The sequence below is a fragment of the Paenibacillus sp. FSL R5-0473 genome, assembly GCF_038004565.1.
GTDB lineage: Bacteria > Bacillota > Bacilli > Paenibacillales > Paenibacillaceae > Paenibacillus > Paenibacillus amylolyticus.
Genome location: NZ_JBBORL010000001.1, coordinates 908,698 through 923,846, shown reverse-complemented (window position 1 = coordinate 923,846; position 15,149 = coordinate 908,698). Strand labels below are relative to the sequence as shown.

11 protein-coding genes are annotated in these 15,149 nt (G+C 46.5%); 3 read left to right on the top strand and 8 right to left on the bottom strand.

Annotated features, from left to right (window positions below; all coding sequences use genetic code 11):
• Nucleotides 1-71: 71 nt before the first annotated feature.
• Nucleotides 72-1,100, bottom strand: a complete 1,029-nt coding sequence (locus tag MKY28_RS04050; protein ID WP_340935050.1) for a hypothetical protein — start codon at nt 1,098-1,100, stop codon at nt 72-74.
• A 258-nt stretch (nt 1,101-1,358) separates the two neighbouring features.
• Between MKY28_RS04050 and MKY28_RS04045 the strand changes: the two genes are divergently transcribed.
• Both MKY28_RS04045 and MKY28_RS04040 read left to right on the top strand, forming a co-directional pair.
• Nucleotides 1,359-3,434, top strand: a complete 2,076-nt coding sequence (locus tag MKY28_RS04045) for a methyl-accepting chemotaxis protein (RefSeq protein WP_340935049.1) — start codon at nt 1,359-1,361, stop codon at nt 3,432-3,434.
• Nucleotides 3,435-3,528: 94 nt separating this feature from the next.
• The gene (locus MKY28_RS04040) at nt 3,529-4,701 is read left to right on the top strand and encodes an aminotransferase class I/II-fold pyridoxal phosphate-dependent enzyme (RefSeq protein ID WP_340935047.1); all 1,173 of its coding nucleotides are present in this window, start codon (nt 3,529-3,531) and stop codon (nt 4,699-4,701) included.
• 290 nt (nt 4,702-4,991) lie between these two features.
• Here the strand turns inward: MKY28_RS04040 and MKY28_RS04035 are convergent, their stop codons facing one another.
• The 4 genes from MKY28_RS04035 to MKY28_RS04020 form a co-directional block, all read right to left on the bottom strand.
• Nucleotides 4,992-7,040, bottom strand: coding sequence for an iron ABC transporter permease (locus tag MKY28_RS04035; protein ID WP_340935046.1), 2,049 nt, complete (start codon nt 7,038-7,040; stop codon nt 4,992-4,994).
• A complete protein-coding gene (locus tag MKY28_RS04030) occupies nt 7,037-8,038 on the bottom strand; it encodes an ABC transporter substrate-binding protein (RefSeq protein WP_340935044.1) in 1,002 nt (333 codons plus the stop codon). The genes MKY28_RS04035 and MKY28_RS04030 overlap by 4 nt, the downstream gene beginning before the upstream one ends.
• Before the next feature lie 175 nt (nt 8,039-8,213).
• Complete coding sequence (locus tag MKY28_RS04025) at nt 8,214-8,756, bottom strand: CueP family metal-binding protein (RefSeq protein ID WP_340935042.1); 543 nt, start codon at nt 8,754-8,756, stop codon at nt 8,214-8,216.
• 170 nt (nt 8,757-8,926) lie between these two features.
• Complete coding sequence (locus MKY28_RS04020; protein ID WP_340935040.1) at nt 8,927-10,777, bottom strand: AraC family transcriptional regulator; 1,851 nt, start codon at nt 10,775-10,777, stop codon at nt 8,927-8,929.
• Nucleotides 10,778-10,981: 204 nt separating this feature from the next.
• On the opposite strand from MKY28_RS04020, the gene MKY28_RS04015 reads away from it, so the two are divergent.
• Nucleotides 10,982-11,956, top strand: a complete 975-nt coding sequence (locus MKY28_RS04015; RefSeq protein WP_340935038.1) for an ABC transporter substrate-binding protein — start codon at nt 10,982-10,984, stop codon at nt 11,954-11,956.
• 570 nt (nt 11,957-12,526) lie between these two features.
• On the opposite strand, the gene MKY28_RS04010 is transcribed toward MKY28_RS04015, so the two are convergent.
• The 3 genes from MKY28_RS04010 to MKY28_RS04000 form a co-directional block, all read right to left on the bottom strand.
• Complete coding sequence (locus MKY28_RS04010; RefSeq protein WP_036617460.1) at nt 12,527-12,925, bottom strand: hypothetical protein; 399 nt, start codon at nt 12,923-12,925, stop codon at nt 12,527-12,529.
• A 173-nt stretch (nt 12,926-13,098) separates the two neighbouring features.
• Nucleotides 13,099-14,130, bottom strand: a complete 1,032-nt coding sequence (locus tag MKY28_RS04005; protein ID WP_340018052.1) for an NAD(P)/FAD-dependent oxidoreductase — start codon at nt 14,128-14,130, stop codon at nt 13,099-13,101.
• A complete protein-coding gene (locus MKY28_RS04000; protein WP_340018053.1) occupies nt 14,131-15,147 on the bottom strand; it encodes an ABC transporter substrate-binding protein in 1,017 nt (338 codons plus the stop codon). It abuts the gene before it with no gap.
• Nucleotides 15,148-15,149: the final 2 nt, after the last annotated feature.

The window sequence follows — 15,149 nt, the reverse complement described above, 5'->3', positions numbered from 1 at the left end:
GACATCTACACGCCTCAATCGGTCCGTTCACCGGAGTGCACTCTGTATACACACGCTGGACAGAAGCCCGTTTACATTAATACATGCGTTAAGTGCGCAATACCTGCGGAATTCAGGCGTTCATGCTCAGGGATATTTTCATATAACAAATGGGATTTTCCGGCCTTGTCCAGGTGATCACGCATAGCTGCAATTCGTCCTTTGTTAACATCAATAAAACGAAAATCGATTTGGCGCAAATGCTCCAGCCCGGTCAGTCCAGCAAACGAATCCGCCTTGAGCGCCGTATTCATCTCTTTCAGTTCAATAGACTCCAAAGCACGGGCTGTCCATAGATGTGTCGTATCCCGCAACGATTTCATATAGTCCAGTTCGAGCTGTCTGAGAGAGGTCAGATGGGAAAAGTCGCATAACTGCTCCAGCTTGGGCAAGGACAGATGCAGATATTCCAGCCCGCGCATCTGTTCGAGTCCCTGAATACTCGTCAGTTTGCGAACAGAGCTGAGCTTCAACATCGAGATGGTCGACTGTGTCAATACATCCAGTCCGCCTTTTAACTCACAGTGATCCAGGGACAGATACTGAAGCATGGGCAATTCCGCTAACACATCAACACTTTCGACCGTGCAGTTCAGAATGAGCGTATGCAGTTGAAGACATGCCGCAATGGAAGCAAATCCGTTGAATTTGCCACGCAGTTCAAGAAAGGTCAATCGTTTGTAGTGTTTAATAAAATCCAGCACGGTCGCCTTTGCAGGTGAATTCAATCTTAGAAACTGCAGTTGCTCCATCGCACCCAGAATCGTCAAATCCTGTGCCTGCGAAAGATCAAGCTGCAAGGCAGACACATGTTTCAACTGTGCCAGTCGCCCCAAAAATCCGGATGAATATACCCCTTTAGGGTCCATATGTGATATGTGTAGAATCAGATCCGGCCGGGCAGAAAATACTTTGGCATCGAGCTCGGCAAGGTCCTCGTATGTATCCGCGTCAACGCGAAAATGAACCGTTGCTCTGCGACGCAACAGATGCACCGCCTGGTGCATCTTTTCGGCATTCCATGGAACCCCCTGTATTGAAGCATGCCATAACTCACTCACAGATAATCCCCCTTTTCCATCCATAGTTCCAATTCATTCCATTATAAACAAGATCGCCTGGATGAACCACCACCGATCCCCGTTTTTTCATTCCTTTCCTCTTTTTTCATCCCTCCCCTTTCAACCTTCTCATACTCATGCCTTTCCTTTCCGTCGCTTTCAGGATTATTCGACAGAAATCTACATAAAACTATAGATTAAGCCGACATATAACTTAGGCGTTTTGAGCTTTTTATTAATCATCTGGGGAGATGGAATATGTCGAACATGTTGAACAAGTGGGGGAAAACGGGAGCACGGACATCCAGTATGGCAAATACGTTGTCCATTGTGCTGCTGATCATTATCGTAGTTGTCTTTGCCGTGCTGGGAACATTTATGTTTGCAAGCACACGAAATATTCTGGTGAAACAGCAGGAATCCATGCTCCAGACCAAGACACAAGCCATTGTTAGTGAATTTGATGCACTATTCAAGGAAAAAGGTGCACTGGTCAAGCAAATGTCCACCAACACATTATTTCAGCAATACATAGAAACAACAGCATCTGCTGCGGATGCGAAAAGTTCAACCTACGCTGCGGAAACACAGGCGACACTCGCCGCTATCGTTAAGGCAGAGCCTTCGTTTGCCGATGCCTGGGTCGCGGGCCTGGATGGAAAAGGCTTTTGGATTCAAAATGATGGTGTCGTATCTGCACCGGACTTTGATATCCAATCACGTCCATACTACAAGCCGGTTACCGACGCAGACGGACTTTATTTCTCCGATCCGTACATTGATATTGCAGCAGGCGATGTACTCATGGGTATCTTTTATCCGATCAAAGACGAAAACAACACCACGATCGGCTTTGCGGCAGCGGATATTGCATTCAAGGATATCCCGGCGATTATGGAGAGTTATTCCCTTGGAAGCACGGGCTATTCCATGTTGCTGTCCAAGAGCGGGGAAATTCTGTACCATCCAGATCAAGAGAAGGTATTGAAGGAAAACATCCTGAACAGTACGGGGGACATGGGAGACATCGGCAAGAAAATGCTTGCGGGTGAAAACGGCGTACAACTTATGAACGACAATGGGGAACGTCGATATATCGGCTACGCTACCAGCAAAGATACGGGATGGTCCGTTGGTCTGACCATATCCGAAGAAGAAGTTCTTGCGGAATTAAAAACATTCACGTGGATTACACTTGGCGGTTTTGCTGCAGCCACCCTTCTGCTTGTGATTATCTGTTACATTACCCTTCGCCGTCTGTTACGCTCCATACCACAGCTGCTGGCCAAGATTAAACAGATTGAACAAGGTGACCTGACTGTCCAACTGGATATCAAATCTAATAATGAAATTGGACAGATCGCCACAGGCTTGAATTCCATGGTGCAGAAAATTCAGGGCATGCTGCAAATGGTCGGTAGCTCGGCGCAAATCCTGAACCAGTCGTCGAATGATCTGCAGGCCATCTCCTCACGAACGGCTGTGACCATGAATGACACATCAACAGCCATTAACGAGATTGCCAATGCAACGAATTATCAGTCCATCGAAACGGAAAATATCTTACGCAAAACAGGCTCGTTATCCAGCCAAATTGATGAAATTGCTACCGATGCGCAGGCTATGGGAACGGTCGTGCAGACATCTGCTGATCAAAGCAGCCAAGGACTTGCGGTCGTGGAACAATTATCGAAATGGTCCGACGAAAACCACCAGTCCACCCAAGCAATGTCCTCTATTATCCAGGAGATTGACCTGAGTCGGAATGAAATATCCAGTTTTGTGGATACAGTCAAACAGATTGCCTCTCAAACGAACCTACTCGCCCTGAATGCCTCTATTGAGGCTGCACGTGCTGGCGAACATGGAAGAGGATTTGCCGTCGTTGCCGAAGAGGTCCGCAAACTTGCAGAACAGACGGCTCAGGCAACAGAGGAAATCAACAAAAAGGTGAATGTTATTGAAGAGAAAACAACCCTGTCTGTTGAACATACCATGCGCGGTATGAAGATTGCGGAGGAGAATGCCAAATCCGTAGAAGATACCAAACATGTATTCTTCAGTATTAACAAAGACCTGAAAGATCTACAGCAACGTATGATGCAGATTACCACTAATACCGCCAATGTACACAAACACAAAGATGAGATATTCCAGGCACTGGAGATTATCTCCTCCACCACAGAGGAGAACTCGGCATCGACGGAAGAAGTAAGCGCCAGCACGCAGGATCAGCTGGATAGTATCGAACAGGTAGCGGATCTGTCGAAACAGTTGAACCAGCTATCTGGCAAACTGCAAGACGAACTAAGCCAGTTTAAAGTAAAGTCATGATCCACAAGCTTTCCCCTGCTCTTCTCTTTTAGTCTCTGTCCATTTATTATTAATGAATATGCGTACGAAGAGGATTGGAGGCTGAATCATCATCATGAACTTTGCCAAACGAATGGATCATTTCAACGAAGGAATTTTCACCCGGTTGCTGGAGATCAAACGCCGCAGACTGGAGAACGGGCAGCCCGTTATTGATCTCAGTGTGGGTACGCCGAATATCCCACCTGCGCAGCATATTATAGCTGCACTATGCGAGGCCGCAGCTGATCCGGCTAATTATATATATGCTGTGAATGATCAGATTGAGTTGCTGCAAGCTACAAGCGATTGGTACAAGCAGCGCTATCAGGTCGAGTTAGACCCGGCAACACAGATCTGTTCCTTGCTCGGTTCACAGGAAGGGCTGGCACATATATCCCTCTCCATTGTCGATGAAGGTGATCTGGTGCTCGTCCCTGACCCCTGCTATCCCGTCTTCGCGGATGGGCCGTTACTGGCAGGTGCAGAACTGTATTATATGCCGCAAAAAGAAGAAAACGGGTATGTTATTCAGCTTCAGGATATACCGGAAGATATCGCTCATCGAGCAAAATTCATGCTGGTCTCCTATCCTAACAATCCAACAACTGCAATGGCACCGGATCAGTTCTATCTCGACATGATTGCCTTTGCGAAGAAGTATGATATTATCGTGCTTCACGATAATGCGTACAGCGAGCTCGTATTTGACGGAAAGTCATGTGGAAGCTTCCTCGCATTCCCTGGCGCCATGGACGTCGGTGTGGAATTCAATTCCCTGTCAAAAACGTACGGACTGGCAGGAGCTCGAATCGGCTTCTGTGTGGGCAATGCAACCATGGTCTCCATGCTGAAAAAGCTAAAATCCAATATGGATTACGGGATGTTCCTTCCGATCCAAAAAGCAGCAATTGCCGCCATTACTGGTGATCAATCCGAGGTTGAACGGGTCAGAGCAATCTATGAACAGCGCAGAGACATCCTCTGTGAGGGCTTCAGCAGTCTGGGTTGGCCGATTGCCAAACCTGAAGCAACAATGTTCGTCTGGAGCCGGATTCCGGCGCACTACGACAGCTCGGAGCAATTTGCCATGGATCTGGTTACACATGCAGGAGTCATCGCAACGCCAGGCAGTGCCTTTGGTCCTTCAGGTGAAGGGTATGTGCGCTTCGCCCTCGTTCAGGATAATGAAATATTGCAACAGGCGGTACAATCAGTTGATGACAGCGGGATTCTGAAATCCAGCTAACGGGAGCACAATTCGAATGTGCTCAAGCCAAAATCCCCTCAAGATCCACAGGGAGTAAGAGTTTCACGTTTGATAAACGTGGTCTCTACTTCTTGTAGACGTGAGGGGATTTTGTCATTTTGTGCGGGAGTAGACATTCATCGGGTGAGGTTATCTGTGGGTACCACACGTCAGGTCCAATGATCCAATATCTATGCAACCGGGTTAAACAGGAACATAAGATCATGGCTGGAGGGCATACCGTGACAGCAAAAAGCCTGCTCGGGGAGCAGGCTTCAGGTTTGAACTTTTTATACAGACTTGCGCCAGTTGGAACGATACATCAGATACAGGAAGTACGGTGTTCCGATGATCGCAATGAGTATGCCTGATGGAATCTCTGTCGGTGCCATGACGGTTCTGCCGATTGTATCGGCGAGCACCAGCATGACTGCACCCGCTAATGCGGATAGGAACATGGATCGTCTTAACTTATTCCCCGTCAGTAGCCGTACCATATGTGGTGCAATCAGGCCGATAAAACCAACGGTTCCTACACAAGCAACCGCACCTGCTGCAAGTAATACACCCACTGTCATGGCCAATAATCGTGTACGACGTACTCCTAGACCAAGCCCGGATGCACTGTTGTCGTCAAATACCAGCAGTTCGAATCTGCGTGCCAGCCACCAAGCCACCGGTACCAGAATAACTAAAAATAATCCGATAACCTTCACCTGTTCCCAGGTACGAGCATAGGTGCTTCCTGTCAGCCAGATATATCCGCTGCTACCGTATACCGCACCACGGACAATCAGAATCTGAATACCTGCTCCAGCAATGGCAGACATTGCAATCCCCAGCAACACAACCGCCGAAGGGTTCAGTCCTTTCTTCCAGGCGAGGGAGAACACCACCACTGCAGCAATGGCTGCACCGATGATTGCCGCAATTGGCAGCAAGTATATCGGAAGACCCGGCCATAAGATGATGACCATCATCGCTCCAAGCCCTGCACCTGAGGACACACCAACAATTGAAGCATCTGCCAGCGGGTTACGTACCGCCATCTGAATGAGTACACCACTGATTGCCAGTGCAGCTCCTGCACCTGCGGCAACAAGTGTACGCGGAATCCGAAGCTGAATCAGCGCGGAGAACAGTCCATCCGATTGGAACAGACTTGGTAACCAATCGGCCAGGGGAATTCGCATACCGCCAAACATCGTACTGAGCAAGATAAGCACGACCGTTATGACTGAGAATAATACAGCCATCGGGCCAAATGCAAAACGACGCGCAGCTCCTCCTGTGCTCATTGAAGTAGACATGCCTGATCCGTTCGCAGCCTTCATCCGTGTAAGAACAAGCCAGATGAGCCACGGTGCACCAATGATCGCCATAACAGCACCCGTTGGCAGTTCCATGCTGGAGTTATGCACCATCTTGGCGAGGACATCTGCTCCAACCAGGAGCGCTGCGCCCCATATGAACACACCGGGTAAAAGTAATCGGTTAGAACGTACACCACTCAATCGAACCAGATGTGGTGCGACCAGTCCCACGAAGCCAATCGGTCCGATTACACTTACAATCACAGCAGCCAGCAATACAGCAAGAATTAACCCTACTGCACGAGCCAATGTAACCTTTTGTCCCAAGGAAGAGGCTGTTGATTCATCCAACTCCAGCATATCCCACTGTCTGGACAGGATTAACGCGAGAAGGGTAATACCAACCACCCAAGGCAAAGCATAAAACACACCACTCCAGTCATTCTGGACAAGTGTTCCGGAGCCCCAAAGGAACAACCCTTGTGTCTCCATGGAGAAAAAAATATGTAATGCACTTGTAAATGAACCAAGCACCATCGATACAATCATACCGGACAACGCAAGTCGAACCGGGCTTGATGTTCGTCCGCCGCCCATGAAATAAGCCGCAAATGCTGCCAGCAAACCACCTAGTGCTGCGAAAAGAAAAGGCGACTGACTTAATAGACCTGGAAAAGCGATAGCTCCCAGCACCACCACAAAGTACGCTCCTGCATTAATGCCCAGCGTATCTGAAGCAGCCAATGGATTACGAGTAATCGTTTGCAGCAAAGCGCCCGCAACAGCCAGTGCGCCACCCGCAAGAATACCGATTACTGTACGCGGCATGCGCAAGTCCCAGACCATATTGTGCTCTAATGAATCCTGTCTGCCTGTAAGAGCGTCCCAAACGACATGCAAAGGAATGGAAGCTTCTCCATAACACAGACTTACAAAAAAAAGCACGATGAGAGCGGTTAGACCGCCCCCATATATGCTTATTGTGCGCCAATTCATAGCTGGCTTAGATCCTTGAACCGAACTCATTTGGTAATCGCCTCGACTACCCCATCAACCAATACTTTGGAGGAGATCGGTCCACCAAATGTCCATGTTGTACTATCAAGTTGATATGTGCGTTTTTCCTTCACAAAGTTCAGTCCGTTCCATACCGAGTTATCTTTCATGGCTGTGCCAAAGACGTCATCGTCTGGTTGTGTAATATAAATGAAGTTACTGTCCTTTACATCGGTTAAGGATTCAATACCTACTGTAGAGAAGCCATAGTTCTCAACTTTATCCGGCTTCCATTCGTTAACCAGTCCGATTTTGTCCAATGTACCAATCACAACCGAGTTATCGGTAAACATACGCAGGCTGACTGCATTTTGATATGTGAATGCTTGTGTCAGTGCAAAGTTGAAGTTTTCTTTTCCCGCAGCAGCCAGTTTTTCTTTGGCTTCTACATAGTGTTGATCGAGATCACTAAGAACTTCTTTTGCTTTGTCTTCCTTACCCAGAGCCGTTGCAATGTTATTAAAGATCTCTGTCATCTTGTCATAATCATAGCCGTCACCATCATACGGATCATATTCAATCGTTGGAGCAATCGCGTTAAGCTGATCGTAGACCGCCGTGTTATTATCTGCATTAGCAATGATGAGATCTGGCTTCAATGCAGCAATAGCTTCCAGATTTGGTTCACTGCGTGTTCCGATATCCGTTACACTGTCATCCAGTGCTGCTTCGGATGTTACCCACACTTTATAGTTAGCGTTATCTGCGTTACCTACTGGTTGAACACCCAGGGCAACAACATCTTCCGTATATGTCCATTCAAGCGTAACGACACGTTCTGCTGGCTTGTCCAGCTTAAGCTCTCCACGTTTATGCTTCACGGTAACAGGACCTGCTGTCTCTTCAGCCGGAGCACTACCCGAGTCAATACCTTGACTTGTATCTGTTGTAGTCGTGCTTTTACCACAACCCGCCAAAACCAGCACAAAGGCCAGCATAATCAACAGTCCATTCAACCCTTTTTTCATATCTCTTTTCTCCCCTGTTAATATGTATTTATATGATAACAATTATCATTATCACTATTGGATTATGCCGTAGGAATGAATTTTTGTCAATGGAAAGTACCTTATTCCCATTCTTTTATCAAATAAAAAAGGAAAGAATAGCTCAAAAGCCATCCTTCCCTTCTATTGATTGCTGTTAACTCAACTGCATCGTAGTGATGCATGTACTATCATTTTCATATGTAGACAATTGCGTTTCTGCAACCTTTCCATCTCCAACAATACGAATCAGATAGGTTCTGTCTCTAGGCACCCAAAAATCCATAAATCCGTTTGCACCAGACTTCATCACTGCATCTTTCATAAAAGTGTTGCCTTGAGAATCGTGAATGGTAACGCTAAATTCCTTATTGCTCATTTCCCCCTGACAACCGGTCAAGCTATGAATTGCACAGGGATGGGTCTGGTCCACATAGGGTGCAATGGAAAGGAAAAATTCATTTTCAGGCAAATCATATGTAATGGTTTTTTCATCTTGATCGGTGACGATTAACTGTTTGGCATTGATGGAAGCAGATTCTGGTGTTTCTTTTCCTGTGCTGATATCTTCCACCAATTTTCGGATGTTGGGCGCATTGGCTGTACCCGCCTCTTCCTTGCCCGTATTGCTTGCAAACAGATAGGTTCCGATTACAATCACAACTACAACACTTGCAATGATCCACATTTGTTTTTTCATTTGGAGTCCATCTCCTCGTCCGTTTTCATCAAGTATAATGGAGAACAAACCATCATGGACTTAAACATCGAGAAATTCACCAGATATTCACATATATGGTTCGCTCATTTCGGGATATGCATATATGATATCTGGTCGATAAGTCTTACAGTTCATTGCGTGAGCGACAATTAATATGCCATAATCCGGTCTGCCATTTCCTCGGCTTGAAGTACCGCAGACAACGGGTCGGATAGAAAATATCTATTCCAGTCAAGGCTAATAATCCGGCAGTGATCTGTCTCGATGGACTTCTGCCATGGTTTGCCTGAAGCTTGATCAAGTCCGTGTCTTGGACCATTATCCAACACCAACAGGTAGTCCTCCAGGTACCCACCTACCGCACTCCGCGCAATATCCAGGTATTCCAGGCCCGGCTCCAATAGTTCCTGGCGAACCTTGCCTGCTGGCTTCAAGTTCAGTAACCCGTAGGCTGCCTTACCTCCACGAGTTCCCGTATTTCCCACAAGGGTAATATGTTCTCCCCAGTTCGGATCAATGACGGTAAATGTCTTCTCTGCGGAGACCTTGCCCGGGATCGTTTGCTGCAAAGTATGTACTCTCCGCCCGTATTCCTTAATCCATGTTTCGGCTTCTGTCTGGCGATTCAGAATACGTCCCATCTCTCGAATCTCCTCCGCGACAGAGCCGTAACCAGTCTCTCCATAGACCACCGTAGGTGCAATTCTGGCATAGGAAGCGTAGGCAGCAGGATTCCAGGTGATAATCAAATCGGGCTCCAGTTCAAGCACTTTTTCGAGCGAGATAAAATTATGATTGCCGATATCCTGTACTTGATCATAGATATAAGGCTCCAGCATTTGGTTACTTTCAATGAGTGAATGCGGCGCTCCAAGAGGCGTCACTCCCAATGCCAGCACTTCTCCCAAATTCCAGTCCACGACAACACGGCTAGGCTTGGTCGGTATCGTAATCTCGCCCATGCTTGTGGCAAGTTTTCGAGTTCTGGCTCTTGGTACCTCGGGCGCTGGGGGCTTCCTCACTTGGACTCCTTGTAGATCTATAATCTTCTGTTTTGGCTGGTTTTTGTCAGCTTCAACTATAGGTACCGTTCGTTCGCTCCATCCCGAATAATGACTTTCCAGAACGGCAAGTGGTTGGAATGTTTGCAGGGCTACATCTGGAGCACTGCACTCTCGACGCTTTCTGTAAAACTCAGGAGATACACCATAATGTTTCTTGAAATAACGACTTAGCGTGTAGCCGTTCTCATAGCCTACTCTCTCCGCGATTTCCTGTAAGGTCCCATTCGTGCTCACCAGTAGTTTTAATGCCTGTTCCATCCGAATCTGTGACAGCACACGGCTGGGACTCGTATTTAATTGAAGCTGAAACAATTGGTTCAGATACCTTGGACTACAATTCAGCATTTCAGCTACCTGTTCTATCTTAAGTGGTTCTCCGTAGTGACGTTTCATATAATGCACCGCCTGATCTACCCGATCCAGCTTAGCATCGTTAAACCTCTGCTCCTGCATTTGTTTCAGCATCTCGGCGAGCCATTGGTAGAACAACGCCTTGGTTTGAATCCGGCCTGCTGACTGTAGTTCATTCCATTGTCTGTACATCAACTGCATGATTTCAATTAATGGCAATGGACACGCTGGATCAAAACCAAAACTGAATTGCAGAGACTCCACCCCAGTATATGTTTGGGATCTTTCAGTATTTGGCTTCTCTGACTCTGGTGACGAATAAGACAACATATGTATTTCCATCGGCTTCTTAGCCATACAATCCAGGCTCGTTCCTTTGGAGGCGTGCAGAATATATGTCCCTTTAATGTGATGCATCGCCTGACCAAGCCAGATCTTCCCCTTGCCATTCGTAATTAGTAAAAAAGCATTCGAGGGAAGCGTCCACGTATTAGGATCTTCACTAATGTTAACGGTCATGATCCGAATATCCAGTAATCGGATTGTTATATGCTCCCATAATGCCCCGTATTCTTCTATGTTCATCGTCATGGACCTTTCTTTGTGTTTCCTCGTTACCACATCCAAAGCTTCGCCTCATCATATATGATAATCATTCTCAGTTCAACCTGTCGATTGAGTTCTGAAATGGTTATGCTTCCGCTTCCGAATCGGTTATTGTGCAATCGCAAGATTGCCTCTAGAGTTATATTAAATGAAAATCATTATCAATTAGAAAGAGGGTTCGTCATGTTGTTTAAGAAAGCTTGGTATCGTATCGCCCTGCCTGTTTTGCTGATCATGGCCATATTCATTAGTGGTTGCACCCGGCAAGAGACGGTGGAACCCGTCGCGACAGAAACAGGTAACACCACACCACAGACAAGAACACTCTCTACGATGATGGGAGACGTTACAGTCCCCCTCAACCCGGAGCGGGTTGTCGTTGACTGGAATATAGGACATGTTCTGGCTGTCGGCGTAACACCCGTTGGTGTGCCGAGCAGCCTGCTGGATTATGGAATGTTCCTGCGTGACAAACTTGTCGATAGCGCCGATTTGGGTAACCATAGTGAGGTTTCACTTGAGAAAATGGTAGAGCTGGAACCGGATCTGATTATCACATGGGACCAGGAGAAATTTCAGACCTATTCCAAAATCGCTCCGACTATCGTATTCGTACCCGATCAGTATGATTCCATGGAAGCAGAAGTGACAGCCATGGGCGAGATTCTGAACCGCGAAGCAGAAGCTATAACTTGGAACGAATCATTTAAACAACGGATCGCAGCAGCTCAGGCCAAAATTAAAGGTGTCATTCCAGACGGTGCCACCTTCACCGTTGCCGATTTTAACTTTTTGAAGAACCCAGCCATTATCGGCAACAGCGCCAATCGTGGTGGAAGAGCAGCCTATGAATTGCTTGGACTAACTCCGGCACCCAAGGTAAAATCAGATCTTCTGGACCAAGGCAAAGAAAACCTGGAAGCTAGCGCGGAGGTCTTTGGAGAGTATGTAGGTGATTACCTGCTGATGATGGTTACAAAAGGCACGAAAGATCACTCCCTGTTGCCTACCGTCTGGGACAATCTGCCTGCGGTGCAGAACGACCATATCTACAAACTGGATATTCATAAATATTTCACTGCTGATCCCTATACCTCTATTCTACAAGCCGAAGAGATCGCAGATCGACTCGCAAGTGGACAGACTGAGCTGAATTAGCGCGAGTTTTCAATTCTAGTGAGACCCGAAACCGAACCTGAACGTGTTCAGCGTAGGCAAGCGCACTGAATCCTGAATGTATGAGAACGTGCCCTTCAAGTGAGAGCAGGCACTGACGAATCTGAGGCGTCTTATTCAACGATTTGAAGCGCGTGCAGAAATCTAAGGAACTTGAGACACTCTATATCCGATTAACAAGCCGTTTTCAGTGTTTTTATAAGGGCATTTTGGTAGATAACGTGTCTGAGGTTCCTTAGAATTTAAGAAGAGGAGCGGAAGGCCAAATAAGATGTCCTGAGTTCCTTAGAAAATCATCTATCCATTCGCCAAGATCGGCAGTCTGGGGATTTAAGACTCTTTATCCAGCTCAAAAAAGATTACACAAACAGCGCCCACCAGAACGATTCAGGTGGCGCTGTTTTATTTGGTTTGAATATCTCGCTGTCGTCAATGATCATAAGCCGAAAGACTATAAATATCTAATCACACAAATAAGTGTTCATACTTTCGAATCTGGGATCTTAAAATTTGAGCAACTATCTCAAAATCTTGCTGCTACTGACAAAAGTCTTACGAGAATCCTTGCTCACCTGCAAAACGGGGATGGACATCAGCACAAGACAACTCCTCATTAGAAAATCGAATCCAGACATAATCATCATATAACACACCATGTGTTTGTTTTACGATCTCCGAAGCTACATAATCATTCAGACCTAATGATTGCAAAATTTTATCGGCATGATGTCTGGTGCGAGGGAAACATCTGGATTCAAAGTAATCCAGTACATCCCCAACGGTTACCTTAGACTTGCTTGGAAAAGGGAGAAAAACAGGCGATACACTTTTATCTTGCCATACTTCAACCGTTTGATTGCTATAATCCAACTTCACTTTGGCAATCACCTGGTCATGCTCCAAGACCTCAAATTCAAGAGGAGAAGATATAAATTTGTTTATCTTTTTCATCTGCTACCTCCCATAGTGATCTTTCATATTTCTTTGTTATGATTATATCATTTCTTCAACTTGTATTTCATTTCCTTACTTCATCATTCTATTGAAAAAAGCCCGAACAATTTCGAGGAGATCTCGAAATTGTGTCGGGCTCTTCAGATTGCCTTCCATTCACGCAAACCTATCTACGTATTGGAGAGAGCTTTGTTTTTTTCATAAAAACGGGCATTATGGGAAGAGACACCCGCCATATCGGAAGCAGCAGGTTCCAGATACGTCTTGGCACTGTTGACTGCGAGCACCGCATCGTTAAAAGCACCTGCGATCAGCCTGACTTTGCTTCCATAAGTGATGAAATCACCCGCTCCAAAGATACCTGGAATGTTGGTACGCATGCGCTGATCAACGGACACGCCGTAATCTTCACGCGCCAGTCCCCATTGCACAAGGTTACCGAAATCACGATCATACCCATGGCTTACAACAACTTCATCCACTTCAACATGTATGATCTCACCAGTTTCTACATGGGCTAGCTCGACACGATCGATTTTGTCACCTGTACCGTATAAGCGTGAGATGCTAAACGGCGTCATGACGTTGGCCTGAGCTTTCATCTGAGCAACTGGCGACTCGTGTCCGGTAAATTCATGACGTCTGTGTGCCACCGTAACTTCACTTGCTATTTTGCCCATTTCATTCGCCCAGTCGACTGCGGAATCGCCACCACCCGAGATCAGAACACGCTTCCCGGCAAATCGGGATAGATCAGTTACGGTATAGTGCAGATTTGTCAGCTCATACCGATTGGCACCCTCGACATCCAGCTTTTGCACCTGAGTCATGCCTCTACCCGCACATAACAGGATGGTACGTGTGTAATGGCGCTCCCCTGTTTTGGACATGAGTACAAATACACCATCTTCACGTCGTTCAAGCTCAGCAATTTCCTGCCCAAATACAATCGTTGGATCGAACGTTCTCGCTTGTCTCTCCAGCGATTCAATCAGTTTCTCACAGCGAATCGGATCAACCCCTCCCACATCCCAGATCAGCTTCTCCGGGTACGTACGCATGAATCCACCCAGTTCCTGTTTGGCTTCAATGATTTTGGTACGCATGGCTCTCATGCCACTATAAAAGGAGGCGTACATTCCAGCAGGCCCACCACCTATAATCGTAATATCGTAGATATCCAATTGTGTCTCCGTTGTCATTTAAGGCACCAACTTTTCAACAACATAGTCCATCAATTTTACAGAGCCAATCGGACCTACACCTGATACAAATTGGCTTGTCTTCAACGGGAAGACATGATCATTCTTCACAGCCTCCAGATTCGACCACACTTGACTTGCTTTCAGATCTTCCATGGATTTCTTCGTGTCATAACCTACGAGGGTTCTGTCTTCCAGGAAAATATAATCCGGATTCATCTCAGGCAAGAATTCCAGGGAGAACTGGCTAAACCAATCTGTAGAGTCTTTGATCGCTTCAGGACTATTCAGACCCAGGATATCATAGAAGAAAACACTGCTGCTTCCTCCTTTGGGACCCATGAAACGGTAACGATTGTGCTCTACCCGGAGAACCAATACGGTCTTGTCTCCCAGGGCTACCGCGATTTTCTCTTTCGCTTGTGAGGCTTTCTCATCGAATTCAGCCAGTACTTTGTCAGATTCTTCGGTCTTGTCAAATATGGCAGCCAGCTTTGGCATAGCACGTTTCATTTCACTGTTGGCATCCAGTGCCACCGTAGGAGCGATTTTGGACAATTCATCATATACGCCCTGTTCCATGCCTTCGCCAGCTGCAAGGATCATATCCGGTGACAACGCAAGCAACTGCTCATAATTATATTGATATTGCTCGACTTCAATGATCTGGACTCCGTGTTCTTTCAAATAATCAGGGCGGTATTCCGCTTCAACTTCTGGAGTTAACAAAACGATTTGGGGTGTTACACCTATCTCAATCAGATACTCGGCATAGATCGAATCAAACACAACCAGATTTTGAGGATGAGTTGGAATCGTTACTTCTCCAAACTGATCCTTCACCACCTTAGTCCCACTTTCAGTCGCTGTTTCTTCTGCAGTACTCGCTACTCCTTCAGTTGTAGCACCTGCTGTTCCAGTTGTAGTGTTCTCTTCCTTGGTTCCACCGGAACATGCCGCCAGCATTACACTAATCACCAACAGCATGATACCAAACCCTTTAAATCTTCGTGACATGA

Coding starts and splice junctions, on each gene's coding strand:
- MKY28_RS04040 (WP_340935047.1), top strand. CDS start 3,529: ATGAACTTTGCCAAACGAATGGATCATTTCAACGAAGGAATTTTCACC.
- MKY28_RS04030 (WP_340935044.1), bottom strand. CDS start 8,038: ATGAAAAAAGGGTTGAATGGACTGTTGATTATGCTGGCCTTTGTGCTG.
- MKY28_RS04000 (WP_340018053.1), bottom strand. CDS start 15,147: ATGTCACGAAGATTTAAAGGGTTTGGTATCATGCTGTTGGTGATTAGT.
- MKY28_RS04045 (WP_340935049.1), top strand. CDS start 1,359: ATGTCGAACATGTTGAACAAGTGGGGGAAAACGGGAGCACGGACATCC.
- MKY28_RS04010 (WP_036617460.1), bottom strand. CDS start 12,925: ATGAAAAAGATAAACAAATTTATATCTTCTCCTCTTGAATTTGAGGTC.
- MKY28_RS04035 (WP_340935046.1), bottom strand. CDS start 7,040: ATGAGTTCGGTTCAAGGATCTAAGCCAGCTATGAATTGGCGCACAATA.
- MKY28_RS04015 (WP_340935038.1), top strand. CDS start 10,982: ATGTTGTTTAAGAAAGCTTGGTATCGTATCGCCCTGCCTGTTTTGCTG.
- MKY28_RS04020 (WP_340935040.1), bottom strand. CDS start 10,777: ATGAACATAGAAGAATACGGGGCATTATGGGAGCATATAACAATCCGA.
- MKY28_RS04005 (WP_340018052.1), bottom strand. CDS start 14,130: ATGACAACGGAGACACAATTGGATATCTACGATATTACGATTATAGGT.
- MKY28_RS04025 (WP_340935042.1), bottom strand. CDS start 8,756: ATGAAAAAACAAATGTGGATCATTGCAAGTGTTGTAGTTGTGATTGTA.